Origin of the sequence: Paraglaciecola chathamensis S18K6 (genome assembly GCA_000314955.1) — a bacterium.
Classification (GTDB): Bacteria; Pseudomonadota; Gammaproteobacteria; order Enterobacterales; family Alteromonadaceae; genus Paraglaciecola; species Paraglaciecola chathamensis.
The window spans coordinates 156,669-171,245 of sequence record BAEM01000043.1 but is presented as its reverse complement, the minus strand read 5'-3'; the positions used below and the strand labels follow the sequence as shown (position 1 = coordinate 171,245).

Here is a 14,577-nt window from a genome sequence, read left to right as displayed (position 1 = left end):
TTTATAAAGCTAACAAGCGCTTATTTTTTAGCGTCACGCTCTTTAACTTCAGCGATTACTTTTTCAGCTACGTTGTTTGGACATGGTGCGTAGTGTGAGAACTCCATAGAGAACTGACCACGACCTGATGTCATTGTACGTAGTGACCCGATATAACCAAACATTTCTGAAAGAGGAATATCAGCTTTAACACGCACACCAGTTACACCAGCTTCTTGGTCTTTGATCATGCCACGACGACGGTTAAGGTCACCGATAACATCACCAACGTGATCGTCTGGCGTGAACACATCAACTTTCATGATTGGTTCAATCAGCTGAGGACCCGCTTTAGGGATAGACTGACGGAAAGCGCCTTTCGCAGCGATTTCAAATGCTACCGCTGATGAATCCACCGCGTGGAAACCACCGTCAAAAAGCTCAACTTCAACGTCAAGAACAGGGAAGCCAGCTAGAACACCAGTGTCCATCATGCTGTTGAAGCCTTTCTCGATTGCTGGGAAGAATTCCTTAGGAACGTTACCACCAACAACTGTTGAAGAGAATGTGAAACCAGAGTTTGGCTCACCAGGCTTGATACGGTAGTCGATTTTACCAAACTGACCAGAACCACCTGATTGCTTCTTGTGGGTGTAAGAATCTTCAACTTCTTGAGTAATCGTTTCGCGATACGCTACTTGAGGCTCACCAACAACCAAATCAACACCGTAAGTACGCTTAAGGATGTCAACTTTAATGTCTAAGTGAAGCTCACCCATACCAGATAGGATTGTTTCTCCTGAATCTTGGTCAGTTTCAACACGGAACGTAGGATCTTCTGCAACCATCTTACCGATAGCAATACCCATCTTCTCAGTTGAACCTTTATCTTTTGGCGTAACAGAGATTGAGATTACTGGCTCAGGAAATACCATTGCCTCTAGGATAATTGGGTCTTTTGGATCACACAAAGTGTGGCCAGTTTGAACATTAGTTTTCATACCAACGATAGCGATGATGTCACCAGCTTGAGCTGATGTAAGTTCATTACGATCATCTGCTTGCATCTCACACATACGCCCAACACGCTCAGTTTTACCTGTAGCGGCGTTAAGTATGGTGTCGCCTTTCTTAAGCGTACCAGAGTAGATACGTACGAATGTAAGCGAACCAAAACGGTCATCAGTGATTTTAAATGCTAGTGCTTTAAAGGTTTCGTCAGGAGAAACAAGAGCATGTTTACCCGTTGGCTCACCTTCTTCATCTGTAAGAGGTTGTGGATCAACTTCTGTAGGTGAAGGCAAGTAATCAACAACAGCATCAAGAATATTTTGAACACCTTTGTTTTTAAATGCAGAACCACAGTAAGTTGGGAAGAACGACATGTCGCGTGTTCCTTTACGGATACAACGCTTAATGTCTTCAATAGAAGGCTCTTCGCCATCCATGTAAGCCATCATTAGGTCGTCGTCTTGCTCAACAGCAGTTTCGATTAGCATTTCACGATATTCTTCTACTTTATCTACCATGTCCGCTGGAACATCTGTGATTTCGTAGTTTTCAGGAAGACCAGTATCATCCCATATGAATGCTTTACGTGTAAGAAGGTCTACAACACCAACAAAGTCATCTTCGATACCAATAGGCAAAACCATAACGAGTGGGTTAGCACCAAGTACTCTTTTAGTTTGCTCAACAACACGGTAAAAATCAGCACCCATACGGTCTAATTTGTTTACGAAGATAATACGTGCAACTTCTGAGTCATTCGCATAGCGCCAGTTAGTTTCTGATTGCGGCTCAACACCACCAGAACCACAGAATACACCGATGCCGCCATCAAGTACTTTAAGTGAACGGTAAACTTCTACTGTGAAGTCAACGTGCCCAGGAGTATCGATAACGTTAAAGCGGTGATCTTTCCAAAAACATGTAACAGCCGCAGATTGGATTGTTATCCCACGCTCAGCTTCTTGTTCCATAAAGTCAGTAGTAGATTCACCGTCGTGAACTTCGCCAGTTTTATGGATCTGACCTGTAAGTTTGAGGATACGCTCTGTCGTAGTCGTTTTACCCGCGTCAACGTGGGCAAAAATACCAATATTCCTATATTTTGATAAATCTTTCATTATTCCAACTTCAATATGAGTAAAATTTGCGCGGGATTATACAAGATATTTCCGCGGGATGCCGATTTTCTTTTAAGAAAAATCTAAATATTCACACTTCTCTACGGATTTCGAGCGTCCGTTTAAAAGAATGCGCGGATTTTACATGGTTTGGGGTGGCGAATAAAGCGGTGTTTTGTTTGTTTAATCGTCAGCTTAATTAAAAAAATATACTGCTTTGTTATTTGTTCGTAAGTTACAAGTATTTTGCTTCGTTTTTTTGTAAGGGGCATGGCTGAAATAACATATGATTTGGTTAATTTGAAATAGGCATAACGCGATTACGCCCTAAATTCTTCGCATCATATAAATGTTTATCAGCTGCTTGAATAAGTCCTAATGGGTTCATGCCTTGCTTCATTTCGGCAACGCCAAAAGAAGCACTGATACCACCAAGCACCTCGGATGTGCGCTTATCTCGAACACCTATTTTTTCGATCGCTCGGCGCATAGTTTCGGCGATTTGCCGTGCTACATTTAGCTTGCAATTGGGTACGATGATCGCGAATTCCTCGCCACCAAAACGGAACGCCTGAGCTCCTTCACGACAAGCGACCTGAAGCTTTTTAGCGCAGGCCTTTAATACTAAATCGCCCATGACGTGGCCGTGAGTGTCGTTGATCGTTTTAAAGTTATCGAGGTCGACTAATATTAAACACATGTGTGGTCGCATGGCATGGGCGGCTAGCTCTTCGTCAAAATATCTGCGATTGCATAAGCCCGTTAGCGCGTCATACAGGGCGGCTTGTTGACTTTGTTCTAGTTGACTTCTCAAACGGGAGATTTCTTTTTCTGCATCGTTTAGCGCACTGCTAAAAGATAAGGTGCTGCCACGAATTTGTTTTGTTTGGTTAACGAGTGTGCGGACCAGATCCATCACTTCTTCCATGCTTAACCCTTCACGCTCAACTTTGGCTAAATCGTCCATGCAGGTATCCATGGTACTTTTGAAGTTGCGGGTTTCACTGCGGGTATCTTGTACTGATTGGGACAGTTCAATGACCATGCTTTCAAGAGAATGGCGAAGATCCCATGTATCTATATCCTGTTCATCGGCGACATGTTTTCGATACAAATCTTTGGTTTTTGAGTCTGATATGGGCAAATTACGTTGCAACGCATCATCCAGCGTTTCATTTAGAGATTCAGATTCTTTACTGGCGTATGTATACCATAAAGCATAGTTTAGCGGCACAGCGGGAATTTTGTGCTTAAGCAACAATGGAATGGTATTTTTAAGATGCTTAAATGAATTTTCTAAATCGTGATTCTTCACACAGGTCACTCATAAACCGATTATATTTCAAGCTTACCAGACTGTCGTATTAGTTCCAGAAAATGTCTTGCCGTGTTGAGTTGATAAAAGACTAAAAAAGACAGTGGCTTAAGAAATATGCCACTGTCTTTTAGTGACTGAATTTTAATGAACCCAGTGATGCTTTTCAGATTTACGTTGTATGCTCTGCTGAGTTGCTTCTGGCAAAAAGAGTTTATTATTCTTTTCGAAGAAAAAAGCGGGGCGTTTGGTTTTGCTGCCAACCTCATTCATGGTTGCTGCGTCATATACACGACCATTAATAACGGTGTAGCTAACATATTCGCTACGACGAATATCATTTAGCACATCGCCATCAACTATCATCATGTCCGCCAATTTACCAGCTTCGATGCTGCCCAAATGGTCGCCCATACCTAAGTGTTTAGCACCGTCAATTGTGCCACCGCGTAAGGCTTCCCATGGTGTAAATCCGCCGTGTGTCATCAGCCACAGCTCCCAGTGGGCGGCTAAACCTTCACGTTGACCATGGGCCCCAATGTGAACGCTAACACCTTCATCACGCACTTCTTTAGCGTACTTTGCTACTTCAACGTGATTATATTGGTTATCCGGCGCGGTTGGACGGCGGATCGCGCGCTCGTCTAGCAAGAAACTTGGGGTATAGCGCAGCAGGCGTTCGTTTTTCCACACTTCTGTGCGGTCGTACCAATATTCTTCGCCCATTAAGCCGCCGTAAGACACGACAAAGGTAGGGGTGTAGCCAAACTCTGTTTCAGCCCACAGTGAGGTTAAATCTTGATAACCCTTGGCAATAGGCAGTGAATGTTCAAGGCCTGTGTGCCCATCAACTAGCATGGAAATATTCTGCTGGAACTTACCACCACCTTCAGGCACCACCATCAAGTTTAATTCTCGAGCGGCAGCTAAAATTTGTTGGCGTTGGTCGCGACGAGGTTGGTTATAACTTTTAACTGAAATTGCCCCTGCGTCTTTTAGGCGCTGCAGATGTGTTAGCGCATCGTCATAACTATTAATAATCGCTTTATAGCCCAGAGCTTCAGCACCATAGATGATAGTGCCTGTAGAATAGGTTCGCGGTGCAACGCGCTTTCCAGCCTTTTGCAATTCAGCGGCAGCGAATATTTCTGACGTATCGTTCGAGGGGTCATGAATGGTGGTTACGCCAAATGCCAAGGCAGAATACATATTCCAATTTTGCTCAGGAATAATTTCGTAGCTACCTTGTGAACCATGAGCATGGGCATCAATGAGGCCAGGTAATATGGTTTTACCCGTGGTATCAATTTCTAGTGCTCCGTTGGGAATTGCCACGTCAGCACGTTTACCCACTTCGATGATTTTGTTTTCTTTGATAATAACCACCGCATCTTCAATCACTTCTTGTTGGTTATCAGCATCACGCATAGTGACGACAGTCCCACCTACGAGGGCTTTGTAGCCAGAAGGTTTATCTGCTTTTTGTTCGAAAGAAAGGGATATTCCTTGGGTAACTGGATCGGGTAAGGTTTCTTCTGCACCTGGCACGAAAGCAAACGCTTCGTTTAATTCGCGCTCGTAATAGGTGGCTGCGTGATACCAACTCACCGTTTGGCTATCGCTGTGCCATGTAAGGTACTCGCCAGCTCTGTCTGACAACTGCTTAATAGGGATCGTGGTACTGCTGGGACCAATATCTTGCCTTTGGCCAATCTCGGTGAAGGGGGCTACATAGGCTTTGTATTGATATACAAAGGCGATCCACTTCTTATCCGGAGACAAACGATATTCTGCGATTTTGTCACCACCGTAAAGGTGTTCCCGTTTGTCTTCGCCGTTCAAGTCGACGCTGACGAGTTGTTGCTCAGGGTAGTCGCTACCGGCGACTGATTCGGTGATATAAACGCGGCTGTTGTCGCCAGCAAAGTGCGGCGCTGCGCCTTTTTTAGCGACACGTTTATGGTTCTTGCCTTTACTGCTCGCAACATAGATACCTGGTTCAACTGAGTATTCTGGAGCTAATAAATATCCGCCGGTTTTTTTATTGTAGGTTATTAGCTTGTCGTCAGTGGAAAAGCTTGGTTCTATATAATGGCCGGGTGCTGTGGTAATAACCTTCTCTGATCGGCCGCTGGCTGACACGGTACGTACACTGCCTAAGGTTTCGTCACTCCAAGTAGTGAATACGATTTTTTTACCGTCATGAGAATAGCGAGGGTAGTATTCATCATGATCATTCTGCCGAGTTAGGCGTTTGGCTTTGCCGCTTTTTATGTCCTGCACGTAAAGCTTGCCTAGCGCTTGGAATAAGATACTTTTTCCATCTGGTGATTTTTGTGCCCAGCGAGCCATCTTGATATCAAATGTATCTGGAGCTACATCTACATCAAAACGCACTGCATCTGCGTATTTCACGCTGGCCTTTACTGACACAGGTATGTCTTTTATGGCTTGCGTTTTAACGTCCAACGCGTGAAATTTGCCAGCGGTCCAAAAGACGATGCTTTTTGAATCAGGCATCCAGTCGAAGTAGGGGAAGTACCCTTCAGAACCAAAACCTTCTTGCATGTCACGTTCAAGGGCTAAATAGAGAGGGGTTTCAATACCGGTCGCGATATTCTTAATAAATAAGCCTGTTTTGTTTTTTACTCGGCGTATAAAAGCAATGTGTTTTCCGTCAGGAGAGGGGGTAGGCACCACAGCGCCGCCGGTGCCACTAATATAGCGCTCTTCTTCACCCGTGTTTAGATCGTAGCGCGCGATTGCGAAGATAGATTTTAGTGGATCACGGTTATAATCGAAGGTACTGCCTGGTGAGACATCTTGCGTGTAATAAAGGTATTTTCCATCAGGAGAAAACGCAGGGTCGGCAATATTTTTTTGATCTGGATTACCGTGCACGCGCTTTTTTATCACCATGCCGTCTCCGCCTGAGTGGTGATATAACCAAATTTCCCCTGCAGGAATACTACGGCTAGACATGATGCCTTTATTAGCCACTATATATTGGCCGTCAGGGCTCCACTTAGGCGAGTGAATGAGATTATTTTTTTCGTCAGTAACTTGAACTAAATTACTTCCGTCGCTGTTCATTACCCACACATTGGATAGGCCATCCCGGTCAGAGATGAAAGCAATTTTACTGCCGTCGGGGCTAAAGGTAGGTTGAATATTCCAAGCAAAATCTTGGGTTAGTGATTTTGCCTCACCGCCAGCGATGGGGCTTACATAAATATCACCCAACATATCAAAGACAAATTGCTTACCATCAGGAGAGACATCCAAGCTAGACCATGTTGTTTCGTCGGTGCTGATGGATACTTCGTGTAAGTCAAAGGGAGGGTTCAATACGTCCCATTCAGGTTCTTTGTTACTTTTCTCTTCGTGGGTTGCAGGTTTGCTGTCTTGGGGCTCAACGCGACTAAGCGCATCGCCACTTAAGCTAAACATCGCACCAAACAATGCGACATTGATGAGGTTTTTATACATATGTGTTTCCCTGATGGATTATTGTTATGCAAATGAAGCGAGTAAATCGTGTCAGGAATATACAAAACATCGATGGCCGTGACTATTAACTGAGCCGAGTTACTTCGCTATCAAAATCTCACTTTGTGAACTTAAGTTCACAGCTTGGAAAAGATCAAACCCCAGCAAGCATTTGGATTTGTGCAATATCAGTATCCCCTTTAATGACTTTTAAAATGCCATCTTGGATTAAGGTGCGCATGCCGTCGTCCATTGCTTGAGATTTTAATTGACTAACGGGGGCTTCCTTATATACCAATGAGCGTAGGGCAGGCGTCATGCTCAATAATTCGTGGACCCCAGTTCGACCTTTATAGCCCGTGTTTCCGCAACTGTCACAGCCTTTGGGTTTATATAGCATTAACGGTGTTGGTAATCCGAGTTCTGGTAGGTAGTCTGCGCCATATTGGCGGCTAATAAAGTCTAAATCTAACTCTGAGGCGGGGGTGGCCTCTTTACAGTTTTTACACAGAGTTCGCACCAGCCGCTGGGCTAAAATCCCGATACAAGCATCAGAAAAATTAACCGGGTCTATTCCTAGGTCGAGTAAACGGGTAATGGTTTCAGGCGCAGAGTTAGTATGTAAAGTAGAGAAAACCAAGTGACCAGTAAGTGAGGCCTCGACACCCGCGTGAGCGGTTTCTTTATCGCGCATTTCACCAATCAATATAATGTCTGGGTCTGCGCGTAGAAAGGCTCGTAATGCACTGGCAAAAGTAAAGCCAATTCGCGGGCTTACTTGTACCTGTTGCAACCCTGCCTGGGTGATTTCTACTGGATCTTCTGCTGTCCAAATCTTTTTATCAGGCGTGTTTATATGCCCAAGCACTGCATGCAGGGTCGTGGTTTTACCTGAACCCGTAGGTCCCACGACTAATAAAATGCCATGCGGCTTATCTATCATGCGGGTAATGCTTTTGTTATTAGCAGGGGATAGGTTCATCTTCTCCATTGGTAGCGCGCCGCCTGTGGCAAGAATACGCATGACCACCCCTTCGCCGGCCACAGTAGGAATGGTTGCTACTCGTACCTCAATAATTTGCCCCGACAGCTTAAAGGCAAGCTTGCCGTCTTGAGGCAGGCGCTTTTCGGCAATATTTAGATTCGACATGATCTTAATGCGGGCGATAACGGCATTGTGATGAGAAGCTGGCACTTGGGTAATATCGCGGCACACACCGTCAATTCGCATACGTACCCGGGTTGGTGCGTTTTTCTCTGCATCTATATGGATATCAGATGCATCTAATCGTTTGGCATCATGCAATATACGGCTGACCAAACGTACCACCGCCGGTGCATCGTCTGACATATCATCTGTTTGTTCGTCGGCTTCTTGGCCACTGGTTTCAATCTCATCCAGTATTTCATCCATTGCACCAGGCCCAGCTCCGCCGCCACTTGCTTCACCTAGATACTGTAAAATGGTGTTCGGCAAGGCCACAGAGATACCGTAGCTATCAATGCCTAAGGCGCTTTCAATTTCCATAAGTAAATTGGCATTGCTAGGCTGAGCCATCAACACTATGGGTTTTTCTGTCGCATCTGTGACTACGGCAACGAAGTTGCGTTTTAAATAAGACAAGTTTAGCTTGCTGTCACTTTGGTAAAGGTGAAAGCGGTCGGGTTTGTATCCTATATAAGGAACTTGGTAGTGAACGGAGAGTGCGATGCCCATTTCATCTTCTGGGATACGCTTTTCAGTCATTAAACGTTGAACAAGCTGAGCATGCTCTGGATTAGCCTGTACATACTTGGTTAACGTGGCTTCATCAATGACGTTTCTGTGCACTAGGTAATCAAACGGTTGACTTGTTCCACCCAGTTCATAACGAAACTTATTACCTAAGGCTTGGGCCACTTTATCAGCCAGGGCTAAATCAGCCGACTGAAACGCGCCGTCATTCTTGTTGATAATTTGCATGATGCCCATTAACACACCGGAATTTAAAATAGGGATGCAAATCAGGTTTTCGGTTTTAAATGCGGCGCTTTTATCAAATTTGTCGGCAAACTTGAGGCGAGGATGTATCGCTGAGAGTTCTTCACTACTATATGGGTCGTTAACGATAAGGGGCTTTTGACTTAACGCTACGTAACCGGCGATTGACTGTGGGCTAATGGGCACCTTAATCTCTTGAACTTCGCTCCCGGTTTTGAAGCGTGCCACCAAGTCTTGATGTTGCATGCGCCGCTGAAAGATACTCATGCGCTTTGCATTGAATAACCTTAAAAGTAGCGGTTCTAATTTGTCGTACGCGCTAAGTAGCGAAGGTGCGTTAGTTAATAGTTGCTTTAGTTCTTGTAAAGCCAATTGCTGTTCCATAAACGCCTGCGTTAAAATTATTGTTATTTACACTTATGTTCACACTATAGCCGAGTGAATAATGGGTTAACACTTGTTTTACGAACAGGCGAATACTCTTGCGTATTCTTAGTGGAAAAGGTACCGGCGATTAATCTCTATTTATTTACAAAAGGTTGTTGCAAAAGTAAGCGATAAAGGTATAATTTGCGCCCACTTGTCCAGAAGGGCAGTGGTTTTGACCAAAGCCTAGGCTGAACGTCATTAAATACAGGACCCTAATTTTGGGTTAGCAGTTTTTCATTCATCCCCCTACCTAAAGTAAAAAGGTAGTCGAGGATGGTTTTTTTTGTTCTTTCGATTGGAGCTTAATCGATGCCAAATCAAAGAATTCGTATTCGTTTGAAAGCGTTTGATCACAAGTTGATCGATCAGTCTACGGCTGAAATCGTTGAAACTGCGAAGCGTACCGGTGCTCAGGTTAGTGGACCTATTCCTCTACCTACCCGTAAAGAGCGTTATACAATACTTACTTCACCTCACGTAAACAAAGATGCGCGTGATCAGTATGAAATTCGTACACATAAGCGTTTGGTGGATATCATCGAGCCTACTGATAAAACAGTAGATGCGTTGATGAGATTGGACTTGGCTGCCGGTGTTGATGTTCAAATCAGCCTGGGCTAACAAGAGAGGGTTTTAACAATGGCGATTGGTCTTATCGGTCGTAAAGTTGGTATGACACGTATCTTCACTGAAGACGGCGTTTCAATACCAGTGACTGTTATAGAAGCCACCCCGAACCGTGTTACTCAGTTACGCACTGACGAAACCGACGGGTATACAGCGCTTCAAGTAACCGCTGGCGACAAAAAAGCAAGCCGCGTAAATAAAGCTGAAGCAGGTCATTTTGCTAAAGCTGGCGTGGAAGCTGGTCGCGGTTTATGGGAATTCCGTTTAGACGGCACCGAAGGTGAAGGCATTGAAGTAGGCAGTGAAATCACTGTTGAAATTTTTGCTGAAACTAAAATGGTTGACGTTGCAGGAACTTCTAAAGGTAAAGGTTTCCAAGGTGCAATTAAGCGCTGGAACTTCAGCCACCAACGTAATTCACATGGTAACTCATTGTCTCACCGTGCTCCTGGTTCAATTGGCCAAAACCAATCACCAGGTAAAGTCTTCAAAGGCAAAAAAATGGCCGGTCAGATGGGAAATAAACGTGTGACAGTTCAGTCTTTGGATGTAGTGCGTGTTGACGCAGAGAACAACCTTCTTCTAGTAAGAGGCAACGTTCCTGGAGCGCCAGGTGGCGACGTCATCATCAAAGCTGCAGTTAAAGCGTAACGTCTGGGGAGTTAAGTGATGGAATTAGTATTGAAAGATGCGCAAAGCGCTCTTGAAGTATCCGAAGCAACCTTTGGACGTGAATTTAACGAAGCACTAGTACACCAAGTAGTAGTTGCATTCGGTGCAGGCGCCCGTCAGGGTTCTAAAGCACAAAAAACACGCTCTGAAGTTCGTGGTGGTGGTGCCAAACCTTGGCGTCAAAAAGGAACTGGTCGTGCCCGTGCTGGTACTATCCGTAGTCCTATCTGGCGTTCTGGTGGTGTAACATTCGCTGCTAAGCCACAGGATCACAGCCAAAAGGTTAACAAGAAGATGTACCGTGGTGCTATTCAAAGCATCCTTTCAGAATTGGTACGTCAAGAACGTTTAATCGTGGTTGAAAAGTTTTCAGTTGAAGCGCCAAAGACTAAGGAATTACTTTCTAAGTTGAACGGCCTTGAACTAAGTGATGTGCTTATCGTAACGTCTGAAGTTGATGAGAACTTGTTCTTAGCAGCTCGCAACTTATACAAAGTTGACGTACGTGATGTACAAGGCATTGACCCAGTCAGCCTGATCGCATTCGAAAAAGTGTTGATAACTGCTGACGCAGTGAAAGCATTAGAGGAGGCGTTAGCATGATTAACGAAGAACGTCTTTTAAAAGTGGTTTTAGCACCACATGTTTCTGAAAAAGCAACGCTTGCAGCTGAAGTTAACAACACGGTTGTTTTCAAAGTGCTTAAAGATGCGAACAAAGAAGAAATCAAAGCGGCAGTTGAGAAATTGTTCGAAGTTGAAGTTAACTCTGTTCGTACTGTTAACGTAAAGGGTAAAACCAAGCGTCACGGTGCATCTTTCGGCAAGCGTAAAGACTGGAAAAAAGCCTACGTTGTGCTTAAAGAAGGTCAAGACATCGACTTTGCTGGCAGCGAAGGCTAAGAAGGGGACTAGACATGCCATTATTGAAAGCTAAGCCGACTTCTGCTGGTCGTCGTCACGTAGTTCAGGTTGTTAACCCTGATCTACACAAAGGCGCTCCTTACGCACCTTTGCTTGAAAAGAACAGCAAATCTGGTGGCCGTAACAATAACGGACGTATTACAGTACGTCACGTTGGTGGTGGCCACAAGCAACACTATCGTGTTATAGATTTCAAACGCAACAAAGACGGCATTCCAGCTAAAATTGAGCGTTTAGAATACGATCCTAATCGTTCTGCAAACATCTGTTTGGTGTTGTACGCAGACGGCGAGCGTCGCTATATCTTGGCTCCTAAGGGTGCTAAAGCGGGTGATCAGATTCAATCTGGTTCAGACGCTGCGATCAAAGCTGGTAACTCTTTACCAATGCGCAACATCCCAGTAGGTACAACTGTACACGCTATTGAGATGAAGCCTGGTAAAGGTGCACAAATTGCTCGTTCTGCTGGTCAGTACGCACAAATCCTAGCGCGCGCCGAAGGTTATGTAACTCTTCGTCTACGTTCTGGTGAAGTTCGTCGAGTATTAGCAGACTGCCGTGCCACTATTGGTGAAATCGGTAATGCAGAACATATGCTACGTTCACTTGGTAAAGCCGGTGCGAACAGATGGCGCGGTATCCGCCCAACTGTACGTGGTGTTGCCATGAACCCGGTAGATCACCCACACGGTGGTGGTGAAGGACGCACATCAGGCGGTCGTCACCCAGTATCACCTTGGGGTATTCCTACTAAGGGTAAGAAAACCCGTAGTAACAAGCGTACCGATAAACTTATCGTACGTCGTCGTAATAAGTAACAGCGAGGATTCACCATGCCACGTTCTCTCAAGAAGGGTCCATTTATAGACCTACACTTGCTGAAGAAGGTTGAGGCTGCAGTGGAAAAGAACGACAAGAAACCAATCAAAACTTGGTCTCGTCGTTCTATGATCATCCCAGATATGATTGGGTTGACCATTGCGGTCCATAACGGTCGCCAGCACGTTCCAGTTTTCGTCAGTGACGAAATGGTCGGCCATAAGTTGGGCGAATTTGCGCCAACGCGTACTTACCGCGGCCATGTCGCGGATAAGAAAGCTAAGAGATAGGGGATAAAATATGGAAGCATTAGCTACACATCGCCATGCCCGTACCTCAGCTCAAAAGGCACGCTTGGTTGCAGATCAAATTCGCGGTTTACATGTTGAAAAAGCACTTGAGCTTTTGGCTTACAGCCCTAAGAAAAGTGCCGATCTAATGAAGAAAGTATTAGAGTCAGCAATTGCGAACGCTGAACATAACGAAGGCGCCGACATCGATGAATTGACTGTCGCAAAAGTTTTCGTTGATGAAGGCCCAACTATGAAGCGTATCAAGCCAAGAGCTAAAGGCCGTGCTGATCGTATATTTAAGCGTAGCAGTCACATCACTGTTGTTGTGTCTGATAACTAGGAGAAGATAATGGGACAGAAGGTACATCCTACAGGCATACGCCTGGGTATCAGCAAACCATGGACATCTACCTGGTACGCTAATACTGCAGATTATGCAGATAACTTGTTTAATGATCATCAGGTACGTCAGTATCTGACGAAGGCACTTAAAACTGCTTCTCTTTCTAAGATCGTTATTGAGCGTCCAGCGAAAAGCATCCGTGTGACTATTCACACTGCGCGTCCTGGCGTTGTAATCGGTAAGAAAGGTGAAGACGTTGAGAAGCTACGTAAGCATGTATCTAAGTTGGCCGGCGTGCCTGCTCAGATTAACATCGCTGAAGTACGTAAGCCTGAATTAGACGGTCAATTGGTTGCTGACAGCATTGCTAGTCAGTTAGAGCGTCGTGTAATGTTCCGTCGTGCTATGAAGCGCGCAGTACAAAACGCGATGAGAATTGGTGCCAAAGGTATCAAAGTTCAAGTTAGTGGCCGTTTAGGCGGTGCTGAGATTGCGCGTGCCGAGTGGTATCGTGAAGGTCGTGTACCACTACACACTTTCCGTGCTGACATCGACTATGCAACATCAGAAGCTAACACGACTTACGGTATCATTGGCGTGAAGGTCTGGATCTTCAAAGGTGAAGTATTGGGCGGATTGCCTCTTACGCAAGAGCAACCAGCTCAGCCTAAGAAGAAAGGCCGTTCACCTAAGCGTGAGGGCTAATTATGTTACAACCTAAACGTATGAAGTTCCGTAAAATGCACAAAGGTCGTAACCGTGGCTATGCCGCTGGTGACAGTGTGAGTTTTGGAACGTTCGGACTAAAATCCGTTGGCCGTGGTCGTATGACTGCTCGCCAAATCGAAGCAGCTCGTCGTGCTATGACACGTGCCGTTAAGCGTCAAGGTAAAATTTGGATTCGAGTTTTCCCTGACAAGCCAATTACTGAGAAGCCTCTAGAAGTGCGTCAAGGTAAAGGTAAAGGTAACGTTGAATACTGGGTTTGCCAAATTCAACCAGGTCGTGTTCTATATGAAATGGAAGGTGTTCCAGAGTCAGTAGCTCGCGAAGCGTTTGAATTGGCCGCGTCAAAACTGCCGTTTAAAACCACCTTTGTAACTCGGACGGTGATGTAATGAAAGCCACAGAACTGAAAGATAAAAGCGTAGAAGAGTTGAACACTGAGCTATTAAACTTGCTTCGTGAACAATTTAACCTACGTATGCAAGCGAGTACTGGTCAGCTTGAAAAAACTGACCAAATTCGTAAAGTACGTCGCAGTATTGCGCGTGTTAAAACCATTCTGACTCAAAAGGCTGCTGCATAATGACTGAACAATCAAGTCGTACAGTACAAGGTCGTGTGGTCAGCAACAAAATGGATAAAACCATTACTGTTGCAGTAGAACGTAAAGTGAAACACCCAATTTATGGTAAGTTCATTAAGCGTACTACTAAACTACACGCTCATGACGAGACTAACCAATGCAACACAGGCGACGTAGTAACAGTACGTGAATGTCGTCCTATGTCTAAGTCCAAAAACTGGATGTTGGTAGATATCGTTACTAAAGCTTAATAAGTTTTAGATACATAG

General features: G+C 44.9%; 15 protein-coding genes. 11 read left to right on the top strand and 4 right to left on the bottom strand.

Annotated features, from left to right (window positions below):
- Positions 1-20 precede the first annotated feature (20 nt).
- The 4 genes from fusA to GCHA_RS16820 form a co-directional block, all read right to left on the bottom strand.
- The gene (gene fusA / locus GCHA_RS16835; protein WP_007990371.1) at positions 21-2,108 is read right to left on the bottom strand and encodes an elongation factor G; all 2,088 of its coding nucleotides are present in this window, start codon (positions 2,106-2,108) and stop codon (positions 21-23) included.
- A gap of 295 nt (positions 2,109-2,403) precedes the next feature.
- Positions 2,404-3,423, bottom strand: a complete 1,020-nt coding sequence (locus GCHA_RS16830; RefSeq protein ID WP_007990370.1) for a GGDEF domain-containing protein — start codon at positions 3,421-3,423, stop codon at positions 2,404-2,406.
- A 144-nt stretch (positions 3,424-3,567) separates the two neighbouring features.
- Positions 3,568-6,912 (bottom strand): amidohydrolase family protein, encoded by a 3,345-nt coding sequence (locus GCHA_RS16825; RefSeq protein ID WP_007990369.1) that lies wholly within the window; start codon positions 6,910-6,912, stop codon positions 3,568-3,570.
- A 154-nt stretch (positions 6,913-7,066) separates the two neighbouring features.
- Entirely contained in the window at positions 7,067-9,277 is a 2,211-nt protein-coding gene (locus GCHA_RS16820; protein WP_007990368.1) for a GspE/PulE family protein, read from the bottom strand.
- A 354-nt stretch (positions 9,278-9,631) separates the two neighbouring features.
- On the opposite strand from GCHA_RS16820, the gene rpsJ reads away from it, so the two are divergent.
- From rpsJ to rpsQ, 11 genes are read left to right on the top strand one after another with little or no spacing between them, the layout of a single operon-like run.
- Complete coding sequence (rpsJ, locus tag GCHA_RS16815) at positions 9,632-9,943, top strand: 30S ribosomal protein S10 (RefSeq protein WP_006992667.1); 312 nt, start codon at positions 9,632-9,634, stop codon at positions 9,941-9,943.
- An 18-nt stretch (positions 9,944-9,961) separates the two neighbouring features.
- Positions 9,962-10,600 (top strand): 50S ribosomal protein L3, encoded by a 639-nt coding sequence (gene rplC / locus GCHA_RS16810; protein WP_007990367.1) that lies wholly within the window; start codon positions 9,962-9,964, stop codon positions 10,598-10,600.
- An 18-nt stretch (positions 10,601-10,618) separates the two neighbouring features.
- The gene (gene rplD, locus GCHA_RS16805; RefSeq protein ID WP_006992669.1) at positions 10,619-11,224 is read left to right on the top strand and encodes a 50S ribosomal protein L4; all 606 of its coding nucleotides are present in this window, start codon (positions 10,619-10,621) and stop codon (positions 11,222-11,224) included.
- Complete coding sequence (gene rplW, locus GCHA_RS16800) at positions 11,221-11,523, top strand: 50S ribosomal protein L23 (RefSeq protein WP_006992670.1); 303 nt, start codon at positions 11,221-11,223, stop codon at positions 11,521-11,523. Before rplD ends, rplW begins: the two co-directional genes overlap by 4 nt.
- Before the next feature lie 14 nt (positions 11,524-11,537).
- Positions 11,538-12,362, top strand: coding sequence for a 50S ribosomal protein L2 (gene rplB / locus GCHA_RS16795; RefSeq protein ID WP_007990365.1), 825 nt, complete (start codon positions 11,538-11,540; stop codon positions 12,360-12,362).
- A 15-nt stretch (positions 12,363-12,377) separates the two neighbouring features.
- Positions 12,378-12,653 (top strand): 30S ribosomal protein S19, encoded by a 276-nt coding sequence (gene rpsS / locus GCHA_RS16790; protein ID WP_011573392.1) that lies wholly within the window; start codon positions 12,378-12,380, stop codon positions 12,651-12,653.
- A 10-nt stretch (positions 12,654-12,663) separates the two neighbouring features.
- Positions 12,664-12,996, top strand: coding sequence for a 50S ribosomal protein L22 (rplV, locus tag GCHA_RS16785; RefSeq protein WP_007990362.1), 333 nt, complete (start codon positions 12,664-12,666; stop codon positions 12,994-12,996).
- 9 nt (positions 12,997-13,005) lie between these two features.
- Complete coding sequence (rpsC, locus tag GCHA_RS16780) at positions 13,006-13,704, top strand: 30S ribosomal protein S3 (protein ID WP_006992674.1); 699 nt, start codon at positions 13,006-13,008, stop codon at positions 13,702-13,704.
- 2 nt (positions 13,705-13,706) lie between these two features.
- Positions 13,707-14,117: a 50S ribosomal protein L16 gene (gene rplP, locus GCHA_RS16775; RefSeq protein ID WP_006992675.1), complete on the top strand. Its 411-nt coding sequence runs from the start codon at positions 13,707-13,709 to the stop codon at positions 14,115-14,117.
- Positions 14,117-14,308, top strand: coding sequence for a 50S ribosomal protein L29 (rpmC, locus tag GCHA_RS16770; protein WP_006992676.1), 192 nt, complete (start codon positions 14,117-14,119; stop codon positions 14,306-14,308). The genes rplP and rpmC overlap by 1 nt, the downstream gene beginning before the upstream one ends.
- Positions 14,308-14,559 carry a 30S ribosomal protein S17 gene (rpsQ, locus tag GCHA_RS16765; protein ID WP_006992677.1) on the top strand — a complete coding sequence of 84 codons (252 nt, stop codon included), beginning with the start codon at positions 14,308-14,310 and terminating at the stop codon, positions 14,557-14,559. The genes rpmC and rpsQ overlap by 1 nt, the downstream gene beginning before the upstream one ends.
- Positions 14,560-14,577: the final 18 nt, after the last annotated feature.

Bases quoted from the DNA above. Each gene is read 5' to 3' on its own strand.
- rpsQ (WP_006992677.1), top strand. From the start codon at position 14,308: ATGACTGAACAATCAAGTCGTACAGTACAAGGTCGTGTGGTCAGCAAC.
- GCHA_RS16825 (WP_007990369.1), bottom strand. From the start codon at position 6,912: ATGTATAAAAACCTCATCAATGTCGCATTGTTTGGTGCGATGTTTAGC.
- rplB (WP_007990365.1), top strand. From the start codon at position 11,538: ATGCCATTATTGAAAGCTAAGCCGACTTCTGCTGGTCGTCGTCACGTA.
- rplD (WP_006992669.1), top strand. From the start codon at position 10,619: ATGGAATTAGTATTGAAAGATGCGCAAAGCGCTCTTGAAGTATCCGAA.
- rpsS (WP_011573392.1), top strand. From the start codon at position 12,378: ATGCCACGTTCTCTCAAGAAGGGTCCATTTATAGACCTACACTTGCTG.
- rplW (WP_006992670.1), top strand. From the start codon at position 11,221: ATGATTAACGAAGAACGTCTTTTAAAAGTGGTTTTAGCACCACATGTT.
- fusA (WP_007990371.1), bottom strand. From the start codon at position 2,108: ATGAAAGATTTATCAAAATATAGGAATATTGGTATTTTTGCCCACGTT.
- rpmC (WP_006992676.1), top strand. From the start codon at position 14,117: ATGAAAGCCACAGAACTGAAAGATAAAAGCGTAGAAGAGTTGAACACT.
- rplV (WP_007990362.1), top strand. From the start codon at position 12,664: ATGGAAGCATTAGCTACACATCGCCATGCCCGTACCTCAGCTCAAAAG.
- rpsC (WP_006992674.1), top strand. From the start codon at position 13,006: ATGGGACAGAAGGTACATCCTACAGGCATACGCCTGGGTATCAGCAAA.
- rpsJ (WP_006992667.1), top strand. From the start codon at position 9,632: ATGCCAAATCAAAGAATTCGTATTCGTTTGAAAGCGTTTGATCACAAG.
- rplC (WP_007990367.1), top strand. From the start codon at position 9,962: ATGGCGATTGGTCTTATCGGTCGTAAAGTTGGTATGACACGTATCTTC.
- GCHA_RS16820 (WP_007990368.1), bottom strand. From the start codon at position 9,277: ATGGAACAGCAATTGGCTTTACAAGAACTAAAGCAACTATTAACTAAC.
- rplP (WP_006992675.1), top strand. From the start codon at position 13,707: ATGTTACAACCTAAACGTATGAAGTTCCGTAAAATGCACAAAGGTCGT.